The organism is Bacteroides sp. HF-4919 (genome assembly GCF_018860125.1).
In genome coordinates, this window is the sequence record NZ_JAHKNF010000001.1 from 28,335 (window position 1) to 44,741 (window position 16,407).

Below are 16,407 nucleotides of genomic sequence, written 5' to 3' on the forward strand. Positions count from 1 at the left end.
TCGTTTATCACTCTTCTCTCGGGAGCACCAGGTTCAACCCTACTCCTACCAATGCAGCGAGACCGATTCCTGACAATGAAAACTCTCCCCATGTCAACACGGCTCCGCCTATACCTATTGTCAAGGTCAGAGAAACAATTATGATATTGCGCGTCCGGCTCAAGTCAATGCAATTATTGACAAGATTGGCAATTCCCGCACAAGCGATCGTACCGAAAAGAAGCAGCATGATTCCTCCCAATACAGCCGAAGGGATAGACTTTAGCAAAGCACTGACTTTGCCGATCACTGAAAACAGGATTGCCGTGACCGCAGCAATTCGTATAACCTGAGGGTTTGTCACCTTGGTAAGTGACATCGCTCCGGTTACTTCCGAATATGTAGTCACAGGAGGACCTCCCAACAAGCCTGCACAAAGACAGGCCAAACCATCTCCCAAGAGCGTTCGATGCAATCCGGGGTCTTTCACATAGTCCTTTCCGGTTACAGTATTTACTACATACACATCACCGATATGTTCTATCACCGGAGCAATCGCTACCGGCATCATAAACAAAATAGGCTCCCAGGAGAACTTAGGAAATACAAACTGCGGAAAGCCCAACCATGCTGCATCTCTCACTCCCGACAGGTCGACATCATAAAAGACTAATGCGGCAACATACCCCACGATAATTCCGCAAAAGATAGGTATTAGCTTCAATAATCCTTTAGCACGGATAGATACAACCACGGCAGTCAGTAATGAAAGTAATGCAAGAGTCCAGTTTTCTTTTGCCATATTGACTCCGGTTCCGGCAAGTGAAAGCCCGATCAAGATAATTACCGGACCAATAACCACCGGAGGGAACAGGCGTTCAATCAGTCTGATTCCCTGCCATTTGACCAAAGCACTCATGACAAAGTATACCAATGCAACCCCCACCATTCCGGAAAGCGTGCCGGCGAGTCCGTATAATTCGGTTGCTTTAATAATGGGAGCAATAAACGCAAAGCTACTGCCCAGGAAGATAGGAACTTTCCCCTTTGTTACCAAATGAAAAAGAAGTGTACCGATACCGGCCGTAAATAAGGCTGTAGAGGGGTCAAGTCCGACCAATAAAGGTACGAGAACAGTAGCGCCAAAAGCCACAAAAAGAAACTGTACTCCTACCACGCCCTTACGTAAAGGAGAAAGATGATTTGAATCCATATAGATATAGAATGATATTATTTTGGCTGCAAAAATAACATTTTTAAACTATTTTACGGCAATTTGGGACATAAATACATCCAAAGAGGATTTCTATTTGTTACATAATTTAAGTAACTTCGCACAGTGAAATGTAAAATAACAAATTAATAACCTTCAGCACTCATTGCTTATGATATTTACCGCAGAAAACATTCTACTCATTGGTTCTATCTTACTATTCGTTAGCATTGTTGTCGGAAAAACCGGCTATCGTTTCGGAGTACCCGCTTTATTATTATTTCTTCTCGTAGGCATGTTTTTCGGAAGCGACGGTCTAGGACTACAGTTCCACAACGCCAAAGTCGCTCAATTTATAGGTATGGTAGCTCTTAGCGTCATCTTGTTTTCCGGTGGTATGGATACTAAGTTCAAAGAAATCCGTCCCATCCTGTCACCGGGAATTGTACTTTCTACTGTAGGAGTATTCCTCACAGCTCTTTTTACAGGTCTGTTCATTTGGTACCTTTCCGGAATGGGTTGGACGAATATCCATTTCCCGCTGATTACTTCCCTACTGCTTGCATCTACCATGTCGTCCACCGATTCCGCCTCTGTATTCGCTATCCTCCGTTCACAGAAGATGAATCTGAAACATAATCTGCGTCCCATGCTTGAACTGGAAAGCGGAAGCAACGACCCGATGGCTTATATGCTGACCATTGTCCTGATACAGTTCATCCAATCGGATGGTATGGGTACAGGCACCATTATCGGCTCATTCATCATCCAGTTTCTGGTAGGCGCAGCCGCCGGATATATACTGGGAAAGCTGGCAATACTGATTCTTAATAAAATAAATATCGATAACCAGTCACTTTATCCCATTCTGTTACTGTCATTTGTATTCTTTACTTTTGCCATCACCGACCTGCTCCGCGGCAACGGATATTTGGCTGTATACATTGCCGGTATGATGGTAGGTAACCATAAAATAACCTTTCGGAAAGAAATTGCAACGTTTATGGACGGACTCACGTGGTTATTCCAAATCATCATGTTCCTCATGCTGGGACTACTTGTCAATCCGCACGAAATGCTTGAAGTTGCTATTGTAGCATTACTTATCGGAGTATTCATGATCGTTATCGGACGACCATTAAGCGTATTCCTTTGTCTGTTACCTTTTAGAAAAATTACTTTAAAATCTCGTCTGTTTGTTTCGTGGGTAGGTCTGCGGGGAGCTGTGCCCATCATTTTTGCAACTTATCCGGTCGTGGCAAACGTGGAAGGATCGAATATGATTTTCAATATCGTATTCTTCATTACAATCGTTTCATTAATTGTGCAAGGAACAAGTGTCTCGTTTGTAGCCCGCTTGTTACATCTGTCCACTCCACTCGAAAAGACCGGAAATGACTTTGGTGTAGAACTTCCTGAAGAAATAGATACTGATCTTTCGGATATGACCATCACTACGGAAATGTTGAATGAGGCGGACACTCTGAAAGATATGAATTTACCCAAAGGTACTTTAGTAATGATCGTAAAACGTGGTGATGAATTTCTTATCCCCAACGGCACACTAAAATTACACGTAGGAGACAAACTGTTGCTGATCTCAGAAAAAAATAAGAAAGAAGCGGTTGAAAATGAATAGAAAGTTATGACACGAAACACAGAGAACGTAAAATCCACATATCATTTTCGATATTGGTAGAACGTATCTCTGTGTTCCTCCTATTTTAGATAATCAATAAATATAGTTATCTATCCCTCCGTTAATTTAACGTAAAACTTTACGAAAGAATTCGGTTTCCGTTAATAGAATATTAATTTTGCGCAGTTTTTAACTGAATGTGCAAAATTACAAAATGGAACAAGAACAACGGTTCATTGGTTATATTGAACAAAGCATCATAAAAAACTGGGATGCAAACGCCCTGACAGACTACAAAGGAATCACCCTTCAATATAAGGATGTAGCCCGTAAAATAGCCAAATTTCACATCATATTAGAAATGGCCGGTATTCAGCCTGGAGATAAAATTGCCGTCTGCGGGCGCAACAGCGCTCATTGGGCCGTAACCTTTTTGGCTACTGTGACTTATGGTGCAGTTATTGTTCCCATTTTGCACGAATTCAAGGCTGATAATATCCATAACATTGTCAATCATTCCGAAGCAAAGTTACTTTTTGTAGGTGATCAGGTATGGGAAAACCTTAATGAAGACCGGATGCCGCTACTTGAAGGTATATCTTCTTTAACAGATTTTGCCCCACTTGTGTCACGCAACAATAAACTGACGTACGCACATGAGCACCGCAACAAAATATACGGACAACGATATCCCAAGAATTTTCGTCCGGAACACATCTCTTATCGTAAAGATATGCCGGAAGAATTGGCCGTTATCAATTACACATCAGGAACAACAGGCTATTCTAAAGGGGTGATGTTACCCTATCGTAGTCTTTGGTCAAACATTGCCTATTGCCACGAAATGCTCCCTGTGAAACCAGGTGATCATATTGTTTCGATGCTTCCCATGGGACACGTATTCGGTATGGTCTACGATTTTCTTTACGGATTCTCTGCGGGGGCACATCTTTACTTCCTGACGCGTATGCCGTCTCCTAAGATCATCGCACAATCATTTGCCGAAATCAAACCGAAAGTGATTGCTTGTGTACCTTTGATTGTGGAGAAGATTATTAAAAAAGATATTCTCCCCAAACTGGATAATAAAATAGGTAAGTTGCTGCTGAGAGTACCTATTGTTAATGATAAAATTAAAGCTGCTGCCCGACAGGCCGCCATGGAAATCTTCGGAGGGAATTTTGATGAGATTATTATCGGAGGAGCTCCGTTCAATGCAGAAGTGGAAGCCTTCCTTAAACAAATAGGATTTCCATACACCATTGCTTATGGCATGACAGAATGTGGGCCCATTATCTGCTCAAGTCGCTGGGAAACCTTGAAACAGGCTTCGTGCGGAAAAGCAACCAGCCGTATGGAAGTGAGAATCGACTCCCCTGATCCGAAAAGCATTGCCGGAGAGATCATTTGTAAGGGTATGAACCTAATGTTGGGGTACTACAAAAATCCGGAAGCGACTTCACAAATCATCGATGTAAACGGATGGCTTCATACCGGAGATTTGGGCACAATGGATTCGGAGGGGTATGTCACAGTACGTGGACGAAGTAAAAACATGTTACTAACTTCAAGCGGACAGAACATTTATCCGGAAGAAATAGAAAGTAAATTCAACAACATGCCTTATGTATCCGAATCATTAGTCCTGCTCCAGAAAGATAAACTTGTGGCATTAATCTACCCTGATTTCGATGATGCCTTTGCACATGGACTATCACAAACAGATATTGAAAGGATGATGGAAACCAACCGGATTGAACTCAATCAGCAATTACCCTCTTATTGCCAGATTACTAAAATAAAGATTCACTTCGAAGAATTTGAGAAAACTGCGAAGAAGAGCATCAAACGATTTATGTATCAGGAGGCAAAAGGATAAAAGCATTAAAGTACCAATTCCCGGAACAATCGCTCCAATGTCTCCTCCAGATCATCGGAGTAACCCACATGAGGTCTTGAAGTTTGAATACACGAACTCCGGTGTGCAGTCAACCATCGAAAACGTTCCGGGATTTCCAATTGGGCAATAGCTCCTCCTGTACGGCAACCGGCACAAATTTTGCTAAAAGCCTCCAGATGTTCACGGAAAGAATCAATATCAAGTTCCGGTGCAAATAGCCTCAGCCTTTTTTCATTGATATCATAACGCATCCTGATAAAGCATGCTTGTTTGGAAAACAGGATAACTCCAACATTGATAAACTCCTCACGTTCCACTTTCGGAACAATCCGGATAACGGCGTATTCATAAATATGCTTCTCTGGCATGTTTTGCTTCTTTTACAAACGTTTCAGAATGTTCTATCCTTTCTATAAGAAATTGGTAATAGATATCACGGATATCTTGGGGAGTTTCATTTTTGTCACGCCACTCCACCCAGTCATCCGGAATCAAATTTACGATCTCACGAATCTTCTCCGATGTCAGTAATACCCGAAATTCGGCATCCACCTCCTCCAACTTATCGGCTTGCGGCAATAGAGCATGATCTTTAATCTGAGTAAAAGGACTCATTGCATGTTTGTGCCAATTGACCCATGAATGCTGAAAAAAGAGAGAGGCACCATGATCTATCAGCCACAACTCTTTATGCCACATAAGCATATTGGTATTTTTCGTGGTACGGTCCACATTAGTCAATAACGCATCCAGCCATACAACCTGTGACGCCAGTTTGCCGTCGATCTCAGTAACAACCGGATCGAATGGTAAAGCGCCTGAAAGAAAATGCAAGCCCAGATTCAATCCCCGGCTTCCCTGCAATAAGTCCTGTATCTCTTCGTCGCCTTCCGAACGTCCAAAAGCTTCATCTAAATTCAAAAAGACCAACTCCGGCAGACGAAAGCCCAACATCCGTGCAATCTCACCACCAATCAATTCTGCTATCAGTGCTTTAGTTCCGTGCCCTGCACCCCGAAACTTAACAACATATTTAAAACCATCATCAGCTTCGGCCAGCGCCGGTAGAGAACCACCCTCACGCAGCGGCATAATGTAACGAGTGACATCGACTGTACGCAACTCCATAATTCAAACTCCTTCCTGTATACTGTTACAGGTGATAAAGATACAATAATGTTTCCATTTCACCAACTTCTGTTTATAACACTCCATACGAATATATGTTTATACAAGCCGTTGACATACAAAAATACAACTATGCCTCAATTTGGCAGAAAAATCCCTTATTTTTGCACAAAATTCAGAAGTACATGAAAACAGTAAAATCACATATTACCCAATTATTGTATGCCATGAACGAGGGAATCTTTGAGAAAGAACATCCCATCGCATTATCACTTTTATCAGCAAACGCATAACTGACATCGAATTACAATATTGCAAGGAATATTTATTTATGGACGACAAACAACGCAGTATGATTAAACGAGTATTAAACAACCGGAAGAAATGCTGAACATCTGCCAGAATGAAAATCCGGGAAATAGCGTATACACATGGATTGGAAAATAAGGAATATTAGGCTGCAAGAACTTAGAGACATCTATCTGGAAAAGTTGGAATAGGTAACTTACCCAATATACGGGTCACATCTTCGTAAAGAAAATAAAGCAAAACAATACCTACATATATGCTCTTTCTGTACAAAAACAATGTGAAAAAACTTATTTAGATAGCTGCGATAGATTCTGATTTGTTTAAATTATGTTATAAAGCATGCTTTTTTTCTTGGATAGTTTGCAGATTAATTTATCGTGTGTATATTTGCATTGTGTTTTTCATAGTATTAGATTTTAAGGTTAACAAAGGTTGGAGTACGGCGGTACTCCTTTTTTATTTATATGCCTTAAATAAGTTATATAAAGCTGACTTTAATAGTGATTTTTTCACATCAACATTTATACTATAAAAATAGAATAACGTGATTCCTAATTTCGGAAAGATTCCCAATTAACAATGTTAATACCATTCTTAAAGAATTCTATTCTTTAATACAAAGAATAAATCTTTTGCACTTAAAAAACTTCTTCTTTATCATCAAAAGCCTTGCTTTAACACTGTGTTAAAACAAGGCTTTGACCGACAAGCAACAAAGCATTTTAATCATCTAATTTGCAGACATATAAATAAAACATTCAATTTGTATCCCCTGAATTCCGTTCATATATTCTGAAAGGAGATAATTACTTTTCTGACAAGTAAAGTTTCATTCTAAATCAATACTAACGTAAGCTATTTATTAGGGCACAGCGATAAATTACAAATAAAAAAAGCCGCAAAGTCTTTTTATAGACTCTGCGGCTTGGTTTGTGTGTGCTTTTTTAGATCTTCATGTGTATTAGTTGGCTAATCCCGGATTGGCAGCAATAGCATCTTTCGGAATAGGAATCGTATAGCGCGGATCATCCTGTTCCAGTATATAGGTTTCGCCTTGGAGGACTTTCACAATCCGTGGACGCGTAGTACGACGAAGGTCAAACCAGCGATGTCCCTCAAAAGCAAGTTCACGGGCACGTTCATTCAATATTTCACCAATCAAAGCATCTTTATCCATTGTATTCACAGCATTTTTTTTCTCAACATAAGCTACGGGAGTGTAACGTTTCTGCATCAGTTCCAAAAGACGTGTACGTGCCTGCGGCAATTTGTCCAGACGCGCAGCAGCCTCGGCTGCATTGAGATAAAGTTCACCTACACGGAAAGTACAGGAGTAATCTCTTTTCCCTCCTTTAGAACTCTTTCGATTTCCATTTTCATCGGGAGCAGCAAAATAGGCAGCCAATCTCCTGTCACCTTCCTGATAAATAGTAAGAAAAGAGGCAGGAGCCCATGCGGCGTTATTGACCACTGAACTCATAACTTGCTCCAATGCCGTTATGGTTTCAACTGATTCAAAATGATTAGGCAGAACAAAGGAGTCTTCGTTCATATCAACAAGAACAGATTTTTTTGCTAATACTGCTTCGGCAGATTCCAGACATTTCTGCCACTCACCCATATATAGGCTGACACGAGACTGCAATGCATCTACTGCCAAAACGCTGAACCGGTAAGAGAAAACTGTTTCCCATTCTTCTTTGTTTATCAGTTCACGAGCCCGTTCGATATCTGACAAAATAGAAATATAAACTTCTTCTACAGTATTGCGTCCTAATGTCTTTTCAATATCCGTATCCAACTTCAAAGGTACTGACTTTGAACTTAAGGCTCCAGGCTTAGTATATGGCTGACCATGTAAGTTTACCAAAACAAAATGCATATAAGCACGAAGCAGATAAGCCTCCCCCACCAGCTGGTTCACTACTTCAGGAGTACCCTCTGTAATTTCTTTTTCATTCTCGATCAATTGGTTAGCTATAAAAAGTACATTATAGAAATTGGACCAGGTAAACTGACTCGTTCCCGGAAACGGAGAAACATCATTCCAACGTTCGATGTCTCCGAATGAATTCCGGTCGTATTCATTATCATTCACCATCATCTCGTCTGAACGGAAACAAGCTTGTCCGCGGTCCTTCGGTACATTCAGATAAGCACGCGCCAATAAAGCGCGATACTCTTCAGCAGTTTGGGGGATCACGCTTCCCACCGGTTTTATGTCCAGATAACTATCACAGGCAGATAGCATCAACAGACAACTCAACAAAGTCAAAACATATATTTTTTTCATCTTCTTTTTTCTGCTTAATGATTAAAAATTCAAATTCAAGCTAAACGTAACTGATTTAGGAATGGGCGGTGCATACGGATTGTACATTGATTCCGGATCGAGGAAATTCTTGTAGCTTGAACCAAATACAAGTAGATTACGTCCTTCAATAGCTACCGAAGCTGATCCCATTCCCAAAGCTTTGGTCATTTTCTCCGGTAAACGATAACCTAAACGCAGATTCTGCAAACGGAAATAGTTCAGCTTCTTCACCCAAATATCCAGATGCCGATATATATCACTCTTTTGATCATACCAATAATACTCATCAGCACGTTTTTCACTGGTAATCAATGCCGGTAAATGTCCGTCGGTGTTTTCCGGAGTCCAACGATCCAAAATGTCACGATTCACATTCTGTCCCCGATCAAAATTGATAGAGTTATAGGAAGGGGTCGTACGTACATATCCTCCTAAATTAAAGGATAAATTCGCTGTCAATTCCCAGTTTTTATAACTGAATGTATTGATCAGACCACCGGTATAAGGAGTATCTCCCGAGCCCATATATGAATAAAATCCACGTTCTTCTGCCGGAGTTACATCCGAACTAACCGTAAAACCTAATCCATAAGGATCCTGTAAGCGATACAGTTCTTTCAAAGTAACCTTCTTCCCTTCTTTATCATAGAACAGAGGATAACCATCCTCATCCAATCCGGCAGTCTTTATCGCAAAAATAGCACTGACCGGATATCCTTCACGCCCCGGAGTAGTCTGAGCCTCCGGAATAGCTTCCTGCAATACCTTGTTGTTATTGTAGGCAAAGTTGAAGTTCGTATACCATGAGAAATTTTGGGTAGCAACGTTTCGTGTGGAAAGAGATACTTCCACACCTTTATTAGTCATACTCGCCCAATTGACACTGGTCGAAACAAAACCGGTTTCAAGAGGCAACATTTGTCTTCCGATCAGATCTGTACCTTTACGATAGTAATAATCCACACTCAGGTTAATTGCCTGATTGAGTACCGAGAAATCAAACCCAACATTCACGGATTGAGTTTTCTCCCAACGAAGTTTCTTGTTCGGAGCCGAGTTTATATCGATCATATGTTCGGATCCACCCGGTAAAATATTGTCTACCACATATTTGCCCAACAAGAAAGGAGAAGTGTTTTTATCTATATTTCCCTGAATACCATATGAAGCACGGAATGCAAGATTATCCATCCACTTTCTGGCTCCCTGCATGAAAGGTTCATTCGATAACCGCCATAATCCACTTATTGAATACAGAGGGAGATAACGGTACTTCTTATCGACACCAAATAAATCCGAACCGTCAAAACGGATGCTTCCTCCAAATGTATAACGGTTCATCAATGAATAGGAAGCTGTGGAGAAGAAAGAAACATAAGCATTCTCTTTATACGTTTTCTTATGGAGTGGAAATTGTTTGGCACGATCTTCGTCCGGAAAGATAACCGGCTTCGTGGTCAACGTCTGTCTGTCGAAGCCATATCCCGCGGAAAAGAGTGTCTCATACCAGGTTTTACGTAATTCAGTACCCACCATTATTTCCAGTTCGTGAATATCATTGAAGCTATCCCGATATTCTCCCATTGCCTTCCAGGTAATCTGAGAATTCGTGTTTTCATATGCTTTATGCACGCCTCCGTCCGGTATAAAGTATTTGTTGCTTTGAGAAGCAGAATCCCAATATTTACTGTTCTTACGGGTTAAACGCATTGAGAAACTTTCCTGGTCGGCAATCTGTTCTTTTGAGGCCTTATCTAATTGCAACCCAAGCTGGGTAGTAAACTTCAGCTTATCATTGAATCTCAGTTCAGCATCGAAAATAGATGAAATCGCATTGATTGTCTCTTCGTTCGATGTATTTTTACGTTCCTCAAAAATATTAAAACCTAAATCTGTATCAGAAGTATTTTGTACATCGAAATCGTACACGTAATTTCCATTTGCGTCGAAAGGCTGATAATATGGATTAGCCTTGCGTGAATAGTAAACCGGATTCACTAATCCGTACGTATCTGTCAGGTAAGTTTTGTTATTACGACGGTTGGCAAACAAAGAAGCACCGAACTTTAACATGCGGTTGACTTTATACGAAGTCTTCGCTACAATATTCAAACGATCCAACCCAACACCTTTTACGTTACCGTTTTCTTTATAATATCCGATAGAGGTATAATAGGTTACACGTTCGTTACCTCCCGAAAGGCTCAAACTATACTCCTGATTAAAAGCATCACGAAAGAGAATATCATTCCAATCGGTTTCAGTATCCCGTAACCGGTTGATATCAGCTTGCGCTTCAGAAGTCAATGCTCCCCAGCCCCCGTTTTTGTATGCATCGGTCAGACCGTAGCCGGAAATGATTTTAGAGACTCCACCCTTATTATTCCCATAGGCAAAATTAGAACGGAGCAGTTCAAGTTCCAGATCTACTTTCTCCTGAGAGTTCAACAGATTCAAACGCTTGGAACTCAGTGTAGGCATATAAGTAAACTTTGAAGAAAAGTTAATCACCGGCTTCCCTACTTTTCCTTTTTTAGTAGTTATCACAATCACACCATTTGCAGCACGAGCCCCGTAAATGGCAGTAGCAGCTGCATCCTTCAGTACGGTAATATTTTCAATATCCGCAGGATTCAATCCGGCAATAGACGACTGTTGTATATTAGAAATATCATTCAAGATCTCCGACTGAGGTACATCCGTACCTTCCAATGGAATACCATCCAGAACCCACAACGGATCCTGAGTTCCATTTAATGACGAAATTCCACGAATACGTATTTTTGCCGGTGCACCGGGTGCACCGGAAGTAGAGGTTACGGAAAGTCCGGCAATTTGTCCGGCCAATGCCTGATCGATACTTTTTACAGCACCAATAGTTTCATCCGAAATGTTCAGCTTCCCAACGGCAGCTGTCAGTTTACGACGTTCTACAGTTTGATAACCGGTCACTACTACTGCATCAAGCATTTGTGCCGATGGAGAAAGAGTTATTTCATATTGATTCTTTCCGGGAACAAGCTTAATTTCCTGCACATCATATCCTACATAGCTACAGAATAGACGAGTTACTCCCTCGGGTACTGAAATATTGAATTTACCATTTATGTCGGTAATCACTCCTGTCATTGTCGGAGAGTTGCCGTCTTTTGACAGATCCTCTGCCTTTATATATACAGAAGCACCTATCAACGGCATATTATCTTCCGATGAGATCACCACTCCTTGAACTTGCCTGTCGGCGGCAAATGCAGAAGTCAATGCTCCGACAAAAGACAATAAAAGAATAAAAACGTGTCTTTTCATTTGTTACATCCTATAAAATTAATACTCATTTTGAAAACTGTTCTTTAATTATATAAATACACAAAGCCCCTCGCTCAGCAAATAAAATCGTTGAGTGTTTGTCAGAGGGAACTTTGTGTTTTTGGTGTATTTACTTAGAAATGCCTAACGCAGTGTTGATACGCAAAATTAAATCTTTATAATGATATCTGGTGGCTACATCCGATGTACCCAGACGGCTCTGGAGCAAATCTTTAATGCGGAGCAGCTCTCCCCGTTTCACTGAAATGGCATCGGAAATACGATTTATCTGAGAACCATAAAAATTCAGTTCACGGCGTGCCCCCATACGGTCGGCGTATGCCGAACGATGTGCATGATCGTCACAACTGCAAAGCGGTGCCTGATGATCGAACAAGAAATGGTTATCGGTCAACTTTTTGTTCACCTTCACTCCTTCGCTTTCGGCAGCAGCAGTAATCAATGCATCTACAAAGCCTTTTTGCAAATTGCGGGTCATCACATCGGGTAAGCCGCCACGCTCGGTTACGGCAAAAATCCCCTTATGCAGACCATCCATCATTTCCACGGCTGTGAAAGCCTTTCTGCCGTTTACAGACTCATTCTCAAGCATACGCATCAGGCGATTATTTGATAGCAAGTCCCAAAAAATATAGGACTGTGCATTTTTCAACACTTGAGTCGGTGCATTCTCCACTACTCCTAAAGGTGTATTTCTGAGCAGATAAGTATATTGTGCAACCTCCGGATCGAACAACCACTTAGGATAACACAATACTTCATCGAGCAAAAACTTCAAAGCAGCCTGCTGCTTCTCTTTTTCCACAAACGTATAAGTATTCTCGCCATCACCTACGGTTGTATTCTCAATATAAATACCCCCGATATTTGCCATCACATGATAGAGATAATTATTCCATTGATTGATAACTGCGTAATACAAACGTGACGCCTCTTCGTATGTCTGCCCTTTCTCCCCGGTAGTGGTCCACTGGATTATTTGAGGAACAATACGCTTCAAATTGGCAATACCATACTGCGAAGAACGGATGGGGTCATCACCAAGATCCTCGTTCTGCGCACGAGGGTCAACGGCATCCCGGGGATCCTGTGCCTCGCTATACTTGTAAAGCCGATCGGTATGTTTTGCCAGAAAATCCTGCAACAATCCTTTTTCTTCTTCCGGAGTCTGTTTGCCATACCAACGGTAACCATATTCTATGGCAAAAATATCATAAGGTCCGATATGAGGTGACAAAGCTTTCACACCGTCACCGGGCTGTGCCACATAATTAAAGCGGGCATAGTCCATTATGGATGATGAAGTAGAATTCATCCGGTCGGTAAATGCTTTCGAACGGAGAGAGTCGGTAGGAAAAGCCCAAGAACCCATCATATTATGACGTAACCCGAGTGAATGCCCCACTTCATGGCAAGCGACAAAACGCATAGCATCCCCCATCAGACTATCCGGCAGTGTTACGCCGCGAGCTTCGGGACGAACCACACCGGTTTGTACCGTAATCCACTCCTGAAGCATTGAAAGCACATTATGCCACCACATTATATCAGCCTCAAGTATTTCCCCCGAACGCGGATCAAGAATAGAGGGCCCCATCGCATTTGCCTTGGTAGATGCGGCATATGTCAATACAGAGTAGTTTACATCATCCATATCCACCTCCATATCATCGGTAATATCTTTGGCTATAATGGCATTCTTAAATCCGGCACGCTCAAAAGCTACCTGCCAGTCTTCAATTCCCTGTTTGATATACTTCCTCCACCGATAAGGCGTAGAGTTTTCTATATAAAATACAATGGGCTTCTGGGGCTCTACCAGTTCACCGCGCAGATATGCTTCCCTGTCCTCAGGCTTTGGTTCAAGACGCCAGCGGGTAATGAATTGTTTTTTATTCACCCGTTGTTGACCATCACTGAAGTTAGTCAGAGGATTAGTAAAATACCCCACGCGAGGATTATCCAGACGTCCGGTCATCGGCACTTCGGGAAGCAACAGGATAGATGAACTTACCTCCACTGTCACGTAGATAGTAGTAGTCCCTTCTGTGACACGTGTAGTGAGTTCTGAAGTTGCCACTACATTATTATCGAAAGACTTAATGGATAAAATTCTCGATAAGTTCTTTATAGCCGATGTTCCCAGATTAATATTGGTAAATACGTTATTAATACTTGTCTCCGTACCATCATATATATCGTTTACCTTAATCAACATACTGGTAGAGTCATTATTATATGCCTCTATCTTGAAACCGGCTATTAACGGAGATATATAGTTGTCCTTCACCGATTGGCTGATAGCATCTTCGGATGGCGAAAGAGGCAAGGGCCGACTTTGACGGATTAATAATTTATTAGCCGGCTTGTCCAGCTCCAAACGGATCATTTGGTTCTCATAGTTAGTTCCGCGGTTCACTCCGGCCTCATTCAGTTCCGAAGGTACTCGTTGCAGTTTATTTACTACCAGCATATCACATCCCAACAAAGTGGCGGGAATCTCAAAGTAGTAATCATTCTTCTTCCGGAACACATTGAACATACCGCGATGAGCGACACTATCGCTTCCCGTCAGTTTCTCATACTCATTCTCAACTTTGACGCTGTCTTGGGGATTACTCTTCTTTTTCTTTTTCGAGAACCATCCCATTTCAGAAATAGCGGGAGGTTCAACACGCATAGCAGCGACAGGCTCGCACAAAAATGAACCGGTGGCCACAGTGGTCAGTAGGATTGTTTTTAGTCTCATGTTAAATCTAATTAGCACTTAACCTTATTCTACGCTATGGAATAAGGGGGCGCAAAGGTAACAAAATAGCCCATAATACCTAATAAGAATGATACATTTTGACTTTTTTCTCTATTTCATGAGTAAATATCACATTTTTATGCAAGTTTTCGATTAAAAAGAAAGTTCAGTTCTCCCCTCTTTCTGTGCTGAAGTGTCCGTTTTCTCGTACAATAATCGTATATTTGCCGCGAAACTAATTAAATAAATTAATCCCATGAAAAACTATTTAGGACTGATTTTCCTTCTTTTTGCCTTTACGGCAATTGCACAAAACAATCGTTCGGCCCTGTTGCCTATGCCCAATCATATAGAGCAACTGCAAAGTAAACCTTTTAGCCTGACAGGCAAAAATATCTCTATTCATCCAGAGCAACCGGAACTTAAGTTTGCGGCTACCACCCTGCAAGCCATCCTGAAAGATCGGATGCAAATAAATATCCCTCTTTCCGGTTCACGGCAATCAGCCATCCGGTTAACTATTGATCCGCAACTAAACGGGAAAGAACATTATAAACTCAAAATAGATCAGAAAGGAATTACCATTAGCGGAGCCAGTGCAGCAGCTGTCTTCTATGGGGTAATGACGGTTGATCAAATACTTTTAGGAGATGTATGTACCACCAATCGGAAAGAAATGGCTGCAGTCAGCATTGATGACGCTCCACGCTTTGAATATCGGGCTTTAATGCTCGATCCTGCCCGGCATTTTTTGCCGGTAGAAGATGTAAAATTTTACATTGACCAAATGGTACGATACAAATACAATGTGCTTCAACTTCACCTGACAGATGATCAGGGATGGAGAATGGAGATCAAAAAGCACCCGAAGCTTACAGCCGGACAACCTTTTTATACTCAGGAAGAACTAACCGATCTGATTCATTATGCAGCTGAACGCCATATTGAAATAATCCCGGAACTGGACATTCCCGGGCATACGGTTGCTGTATTAGCCGCTTATCCGGAATTGGGATGTACACATACCGATACCATTGAAAAGAATGTGGGTAAAACAGTAGATTTAATGCTTTGCGCCAATAATGAAAAGGTATACACGGTATACAAAGACATTATTGACGAAGTAAGTGCTCTCTTCCCTTCACGCTATATCCATTTGGGAGGCGACGAGGCAGTAATAGAAAAAAACTGGACCAAATGCGAACGCTGCCAAAAGATGATGAAAGAACTGAAATATGAAAAAGCATCTCAGTTAATGATTCCTTTCTTCGACCGAATGCTCAGTTTTGTACGGGCAGATGGAAAACAGCCGATCCTTTGGTGCGAACTGGATAATATTCGTATGCCTGCCAATGACTATCTGTTTCCTTACCCCAAAGATGTGACACTCGTAAGCTGGAGATACGGATTGACACCTACTTGCCAGGAGCTGACCCGACAGCACGGCAACCCTCTGATCATGGCACCGGGAGAATTTGCATATCTCGATTATCCCCAGTTTAAAGGTGATCTTCCGGAATTCAACAATTGGGGAATGCCTGTCACAACGCTCGAAACTTGTTATCAATTTGACCCGGGATACGGAAGACCTGCATCCGAACAAGCACATATTCTGGGCGTAATGGGAACGCTTTGGGGAGAAGCAATAAAAGATATCAACCGGGTAACGTACATGACCTATCCTCGCGGACTGGCATTGGCAGAAGCCGGATGGACCCAAATGGAACATCGCAGCTGGGACTCTTTCAAAGAACGGTTATATCCGAACCTGACCAATTTAATGAAAAACGGTGTTTCAGTGCGCGTGCCGTTTGAAATAGTAAAAAGAAAATAATTATTATCCAAC

Annotated in this window: 9 protein-coding genes and 1 pseudogene; 4 read left to right on the forward strand and 6 right to left on the reverse strand. The window is 41.6% G+C overall.

Translation table 11 applies throughout. The features are described 5' to 3' along the window. Positions 1 to 7 precede the first annotated feature (7 nt). The gene (locus KO473_RS00105; protein ID WP_005777463.1) at positions 8 to 1,192 is read right to left on the reverse strand and encodes a uracil-xanthine permease family protein; all 1,185 of its coding nucleotides are present in this window, start codon (positions 1,190 to 1,192) and stop codon (positions 8 to 10) included. A gap of 172 nt (positions 1,193 to 1,364) precedes the next feature. On the opposite strand from KO473_RS00105, the gene KO473_RS00110 reads away from it, so the two are divergent. Both KO473_RS00110 and KO473_RS00115 read left to right on the forward strand, forming a co-directional pair. After that, positions 1,365 to 2,831 carry a potassium/proton antiporter gene (locus tag KO473_RS00110; protein ID WP_005820083.1) on the forward strand — a complete coding sequence of 489 codons (1,467 nt, stop codon included), beginning with the start codon at positions 1,365 to 1,367 and terminating at the stop codon, positions 2,829 to 2,831. 214 nt (positions 2,832 to 3,045) lie between these two features. Then, on the forward strand, positions 3,046 to 4,710 hold the full coding sequence (locus tag KO473_RS00115; protein ID WP_005820081.1) for a long-chain fatty acid--CoA ligase: 1,665 nt from the start codon (positions 3,046 to 3,048) through the stop codon (positions 4,708 to 4,710). Between the two features lie 5 nt (positions 4,711 to 4,715). Here KO473_RS00115 and KO473_RS00120 read toward each other — a convergent pair whose 3' ends face one another. Further along, positions 4,716 to 5,099 (reverse strand): DUF3037 domain-containing protein, encoded by a 384-nt coding sequence (locus KO473_RS00120; RefSeq protein WP_005777457.1) that lies wholly within the window; start codon positions 5,097 to 5,099, stop codon positions 4,716 to 4,718. Then, positions 5,077 to 5,859: a HipA family kinase gene (locus tag KO473_RS00125; RefSeq protein ID WP_005777455.1), complete on the reverse strand. Its 783-nt coding sequence runs from the start codon at positions 5,857 to 5,859 to the stop codon at positions 5,077 to 5,079. Before KO473_RS00125 ends, KO473_RS00120 begins: the two co-directional genes overlap by 23 nt. 283 nt (positions 5,860 to 6,142) lie before the next feature. Here KO473_RS00125 and KO473_RS23740 point away from each other — a divergent pair. Next, positions 6,143 to 6,316, forward strand: a pseudogene (locus tag KO473_RS23740) (ATPase); the annotation flags it as partial. Positions 6,317 to 7,132: 816 nt separating this feature from the next. Here the strand turns inward: KO473_RS23740 and KO473_RS00130 are convergent. The 3 genes from KO473_RS00130 to KO473_RS00140 form a co-directional block, all read right to left on the reverse strand. Further along, positions 7,133 to 8,464, reverse strand: coding sequence for a RagB/SusD family nutrient uptake outer membrane protein (locus KO473_RS00130; RefSeq protein WP_005805609.1), 1,332 nt, complete (start codon positions 8,462 to 8,464; stop codon positions 7,133 to 7,135). A 21-nt stretch (positions 8,465 to 8,485) separates the two neighbouring features. Then, a complete protein-coding gene (locus KO473_RS00135) occupies positions 8,486 to 11,791 on the reverse strand; it encodes a SusC/RagA family TonB-linked outer membrane protein (RefSeq protein WP_216035070.1) in 3,306 nt (1,101 codons plus the stop codon). A gap of 130 nt (positions 11,792 to 11,921) precedes the next feature. Continuing rightward, positions 11,922 to 14,561 carry a zinc-dependent metalloprotease gene (locus KO473_RS00140; RefSeq protein WP_122130806.1) on the reverse strand — a complete coding sequence of 880 codons (2,640 nt, stop codon included), beginning with the start codon at positions 14,559 to 14,561 and terminating at the stop codon, positions 11,922 to 11,924. Between the two features lie 256 nt (positions 14,562 to 14,817). On the opposite strand from KO473_RS00140, the gene KO473_RS00145 reads away from it, so the two are divergent. After that, positions 14,818 to 16,395, forward strand: coding sequence for a beta-N-acetylhexosaminidase (locus tag KO473_RS00145; protein WP_005805604.1), 1,578 nt, complete (start codon positions 14,818 to 14,820; stop codon positions 16,393 to 16,395). Positions 16,396 to 16,407: the final 12 nt, after the last annotated feature.

Bases quoted from the DNA above. Each gene is read 5' to 3' on its own strand.
- KO473_RS00105 (WP_005777463.1), bottom strand. From the start codon at position 1,192: ATGGATTCAAATCATCTTTCTCCTTTACGTAAGGGCGTGGTAGGAGTA.
- KO473_RS00110 (WP_005820083.1), top strand. From the start codon at position 1,365: ATGATATTTACCGCAGAAAACATTCTACTCATTGGTTCTATCTTACTA.
- KO473_RS00115 (WP_005820081.1), top strand. From the start codon at position 3,046: ATGGAACAAGAACAACGGTTCATTGGTTATATTGAACAAAGCATCATA.
- KO473_RS00120 (WP_005777457.1), bottom strand. From the start codon at position 5,099: ATGCCAGAGAAGCATATTTATGAATACGCCGTTATCCGGATTGTTCCG.
- KO473_RS00125 (WP_005777455.1), bottom strand. From the start codon at position 5,859: ATGGAGTTGCGTACAGTCGATGTCACTCGTTACATTATGCCGCTGCGT.
- KO473_RS00130 (WP_005805609.1), bottom strand. From the start codon at position 8,464: ATGAAAAAAATATATGTTTTGACTTTGTTGAGTTGTCTGTTGATGCTA.
- KO473_RS00135 (WP_216035070.1), bottom strand. From the start codon at position 11,791: ATGAAAAGACACGTTTTTATTCTTTTATTGTCTTTTGTCGGAGCATTG.
- KO473_RS00140 (WP_122130806.1), bottom strand. From the start codon at position 14,561: ATGAGACTAAAAACAATCCTACTGACCACTGTGGCCACCGGTTCATTT.
- KO473_RS00145 (WP_005805604.1), top strand. From the start codon at position 14,818: ATGAAAAACTATTTAGGACTGATTTTCCTTCTTTTTGCCTTTACGGCA.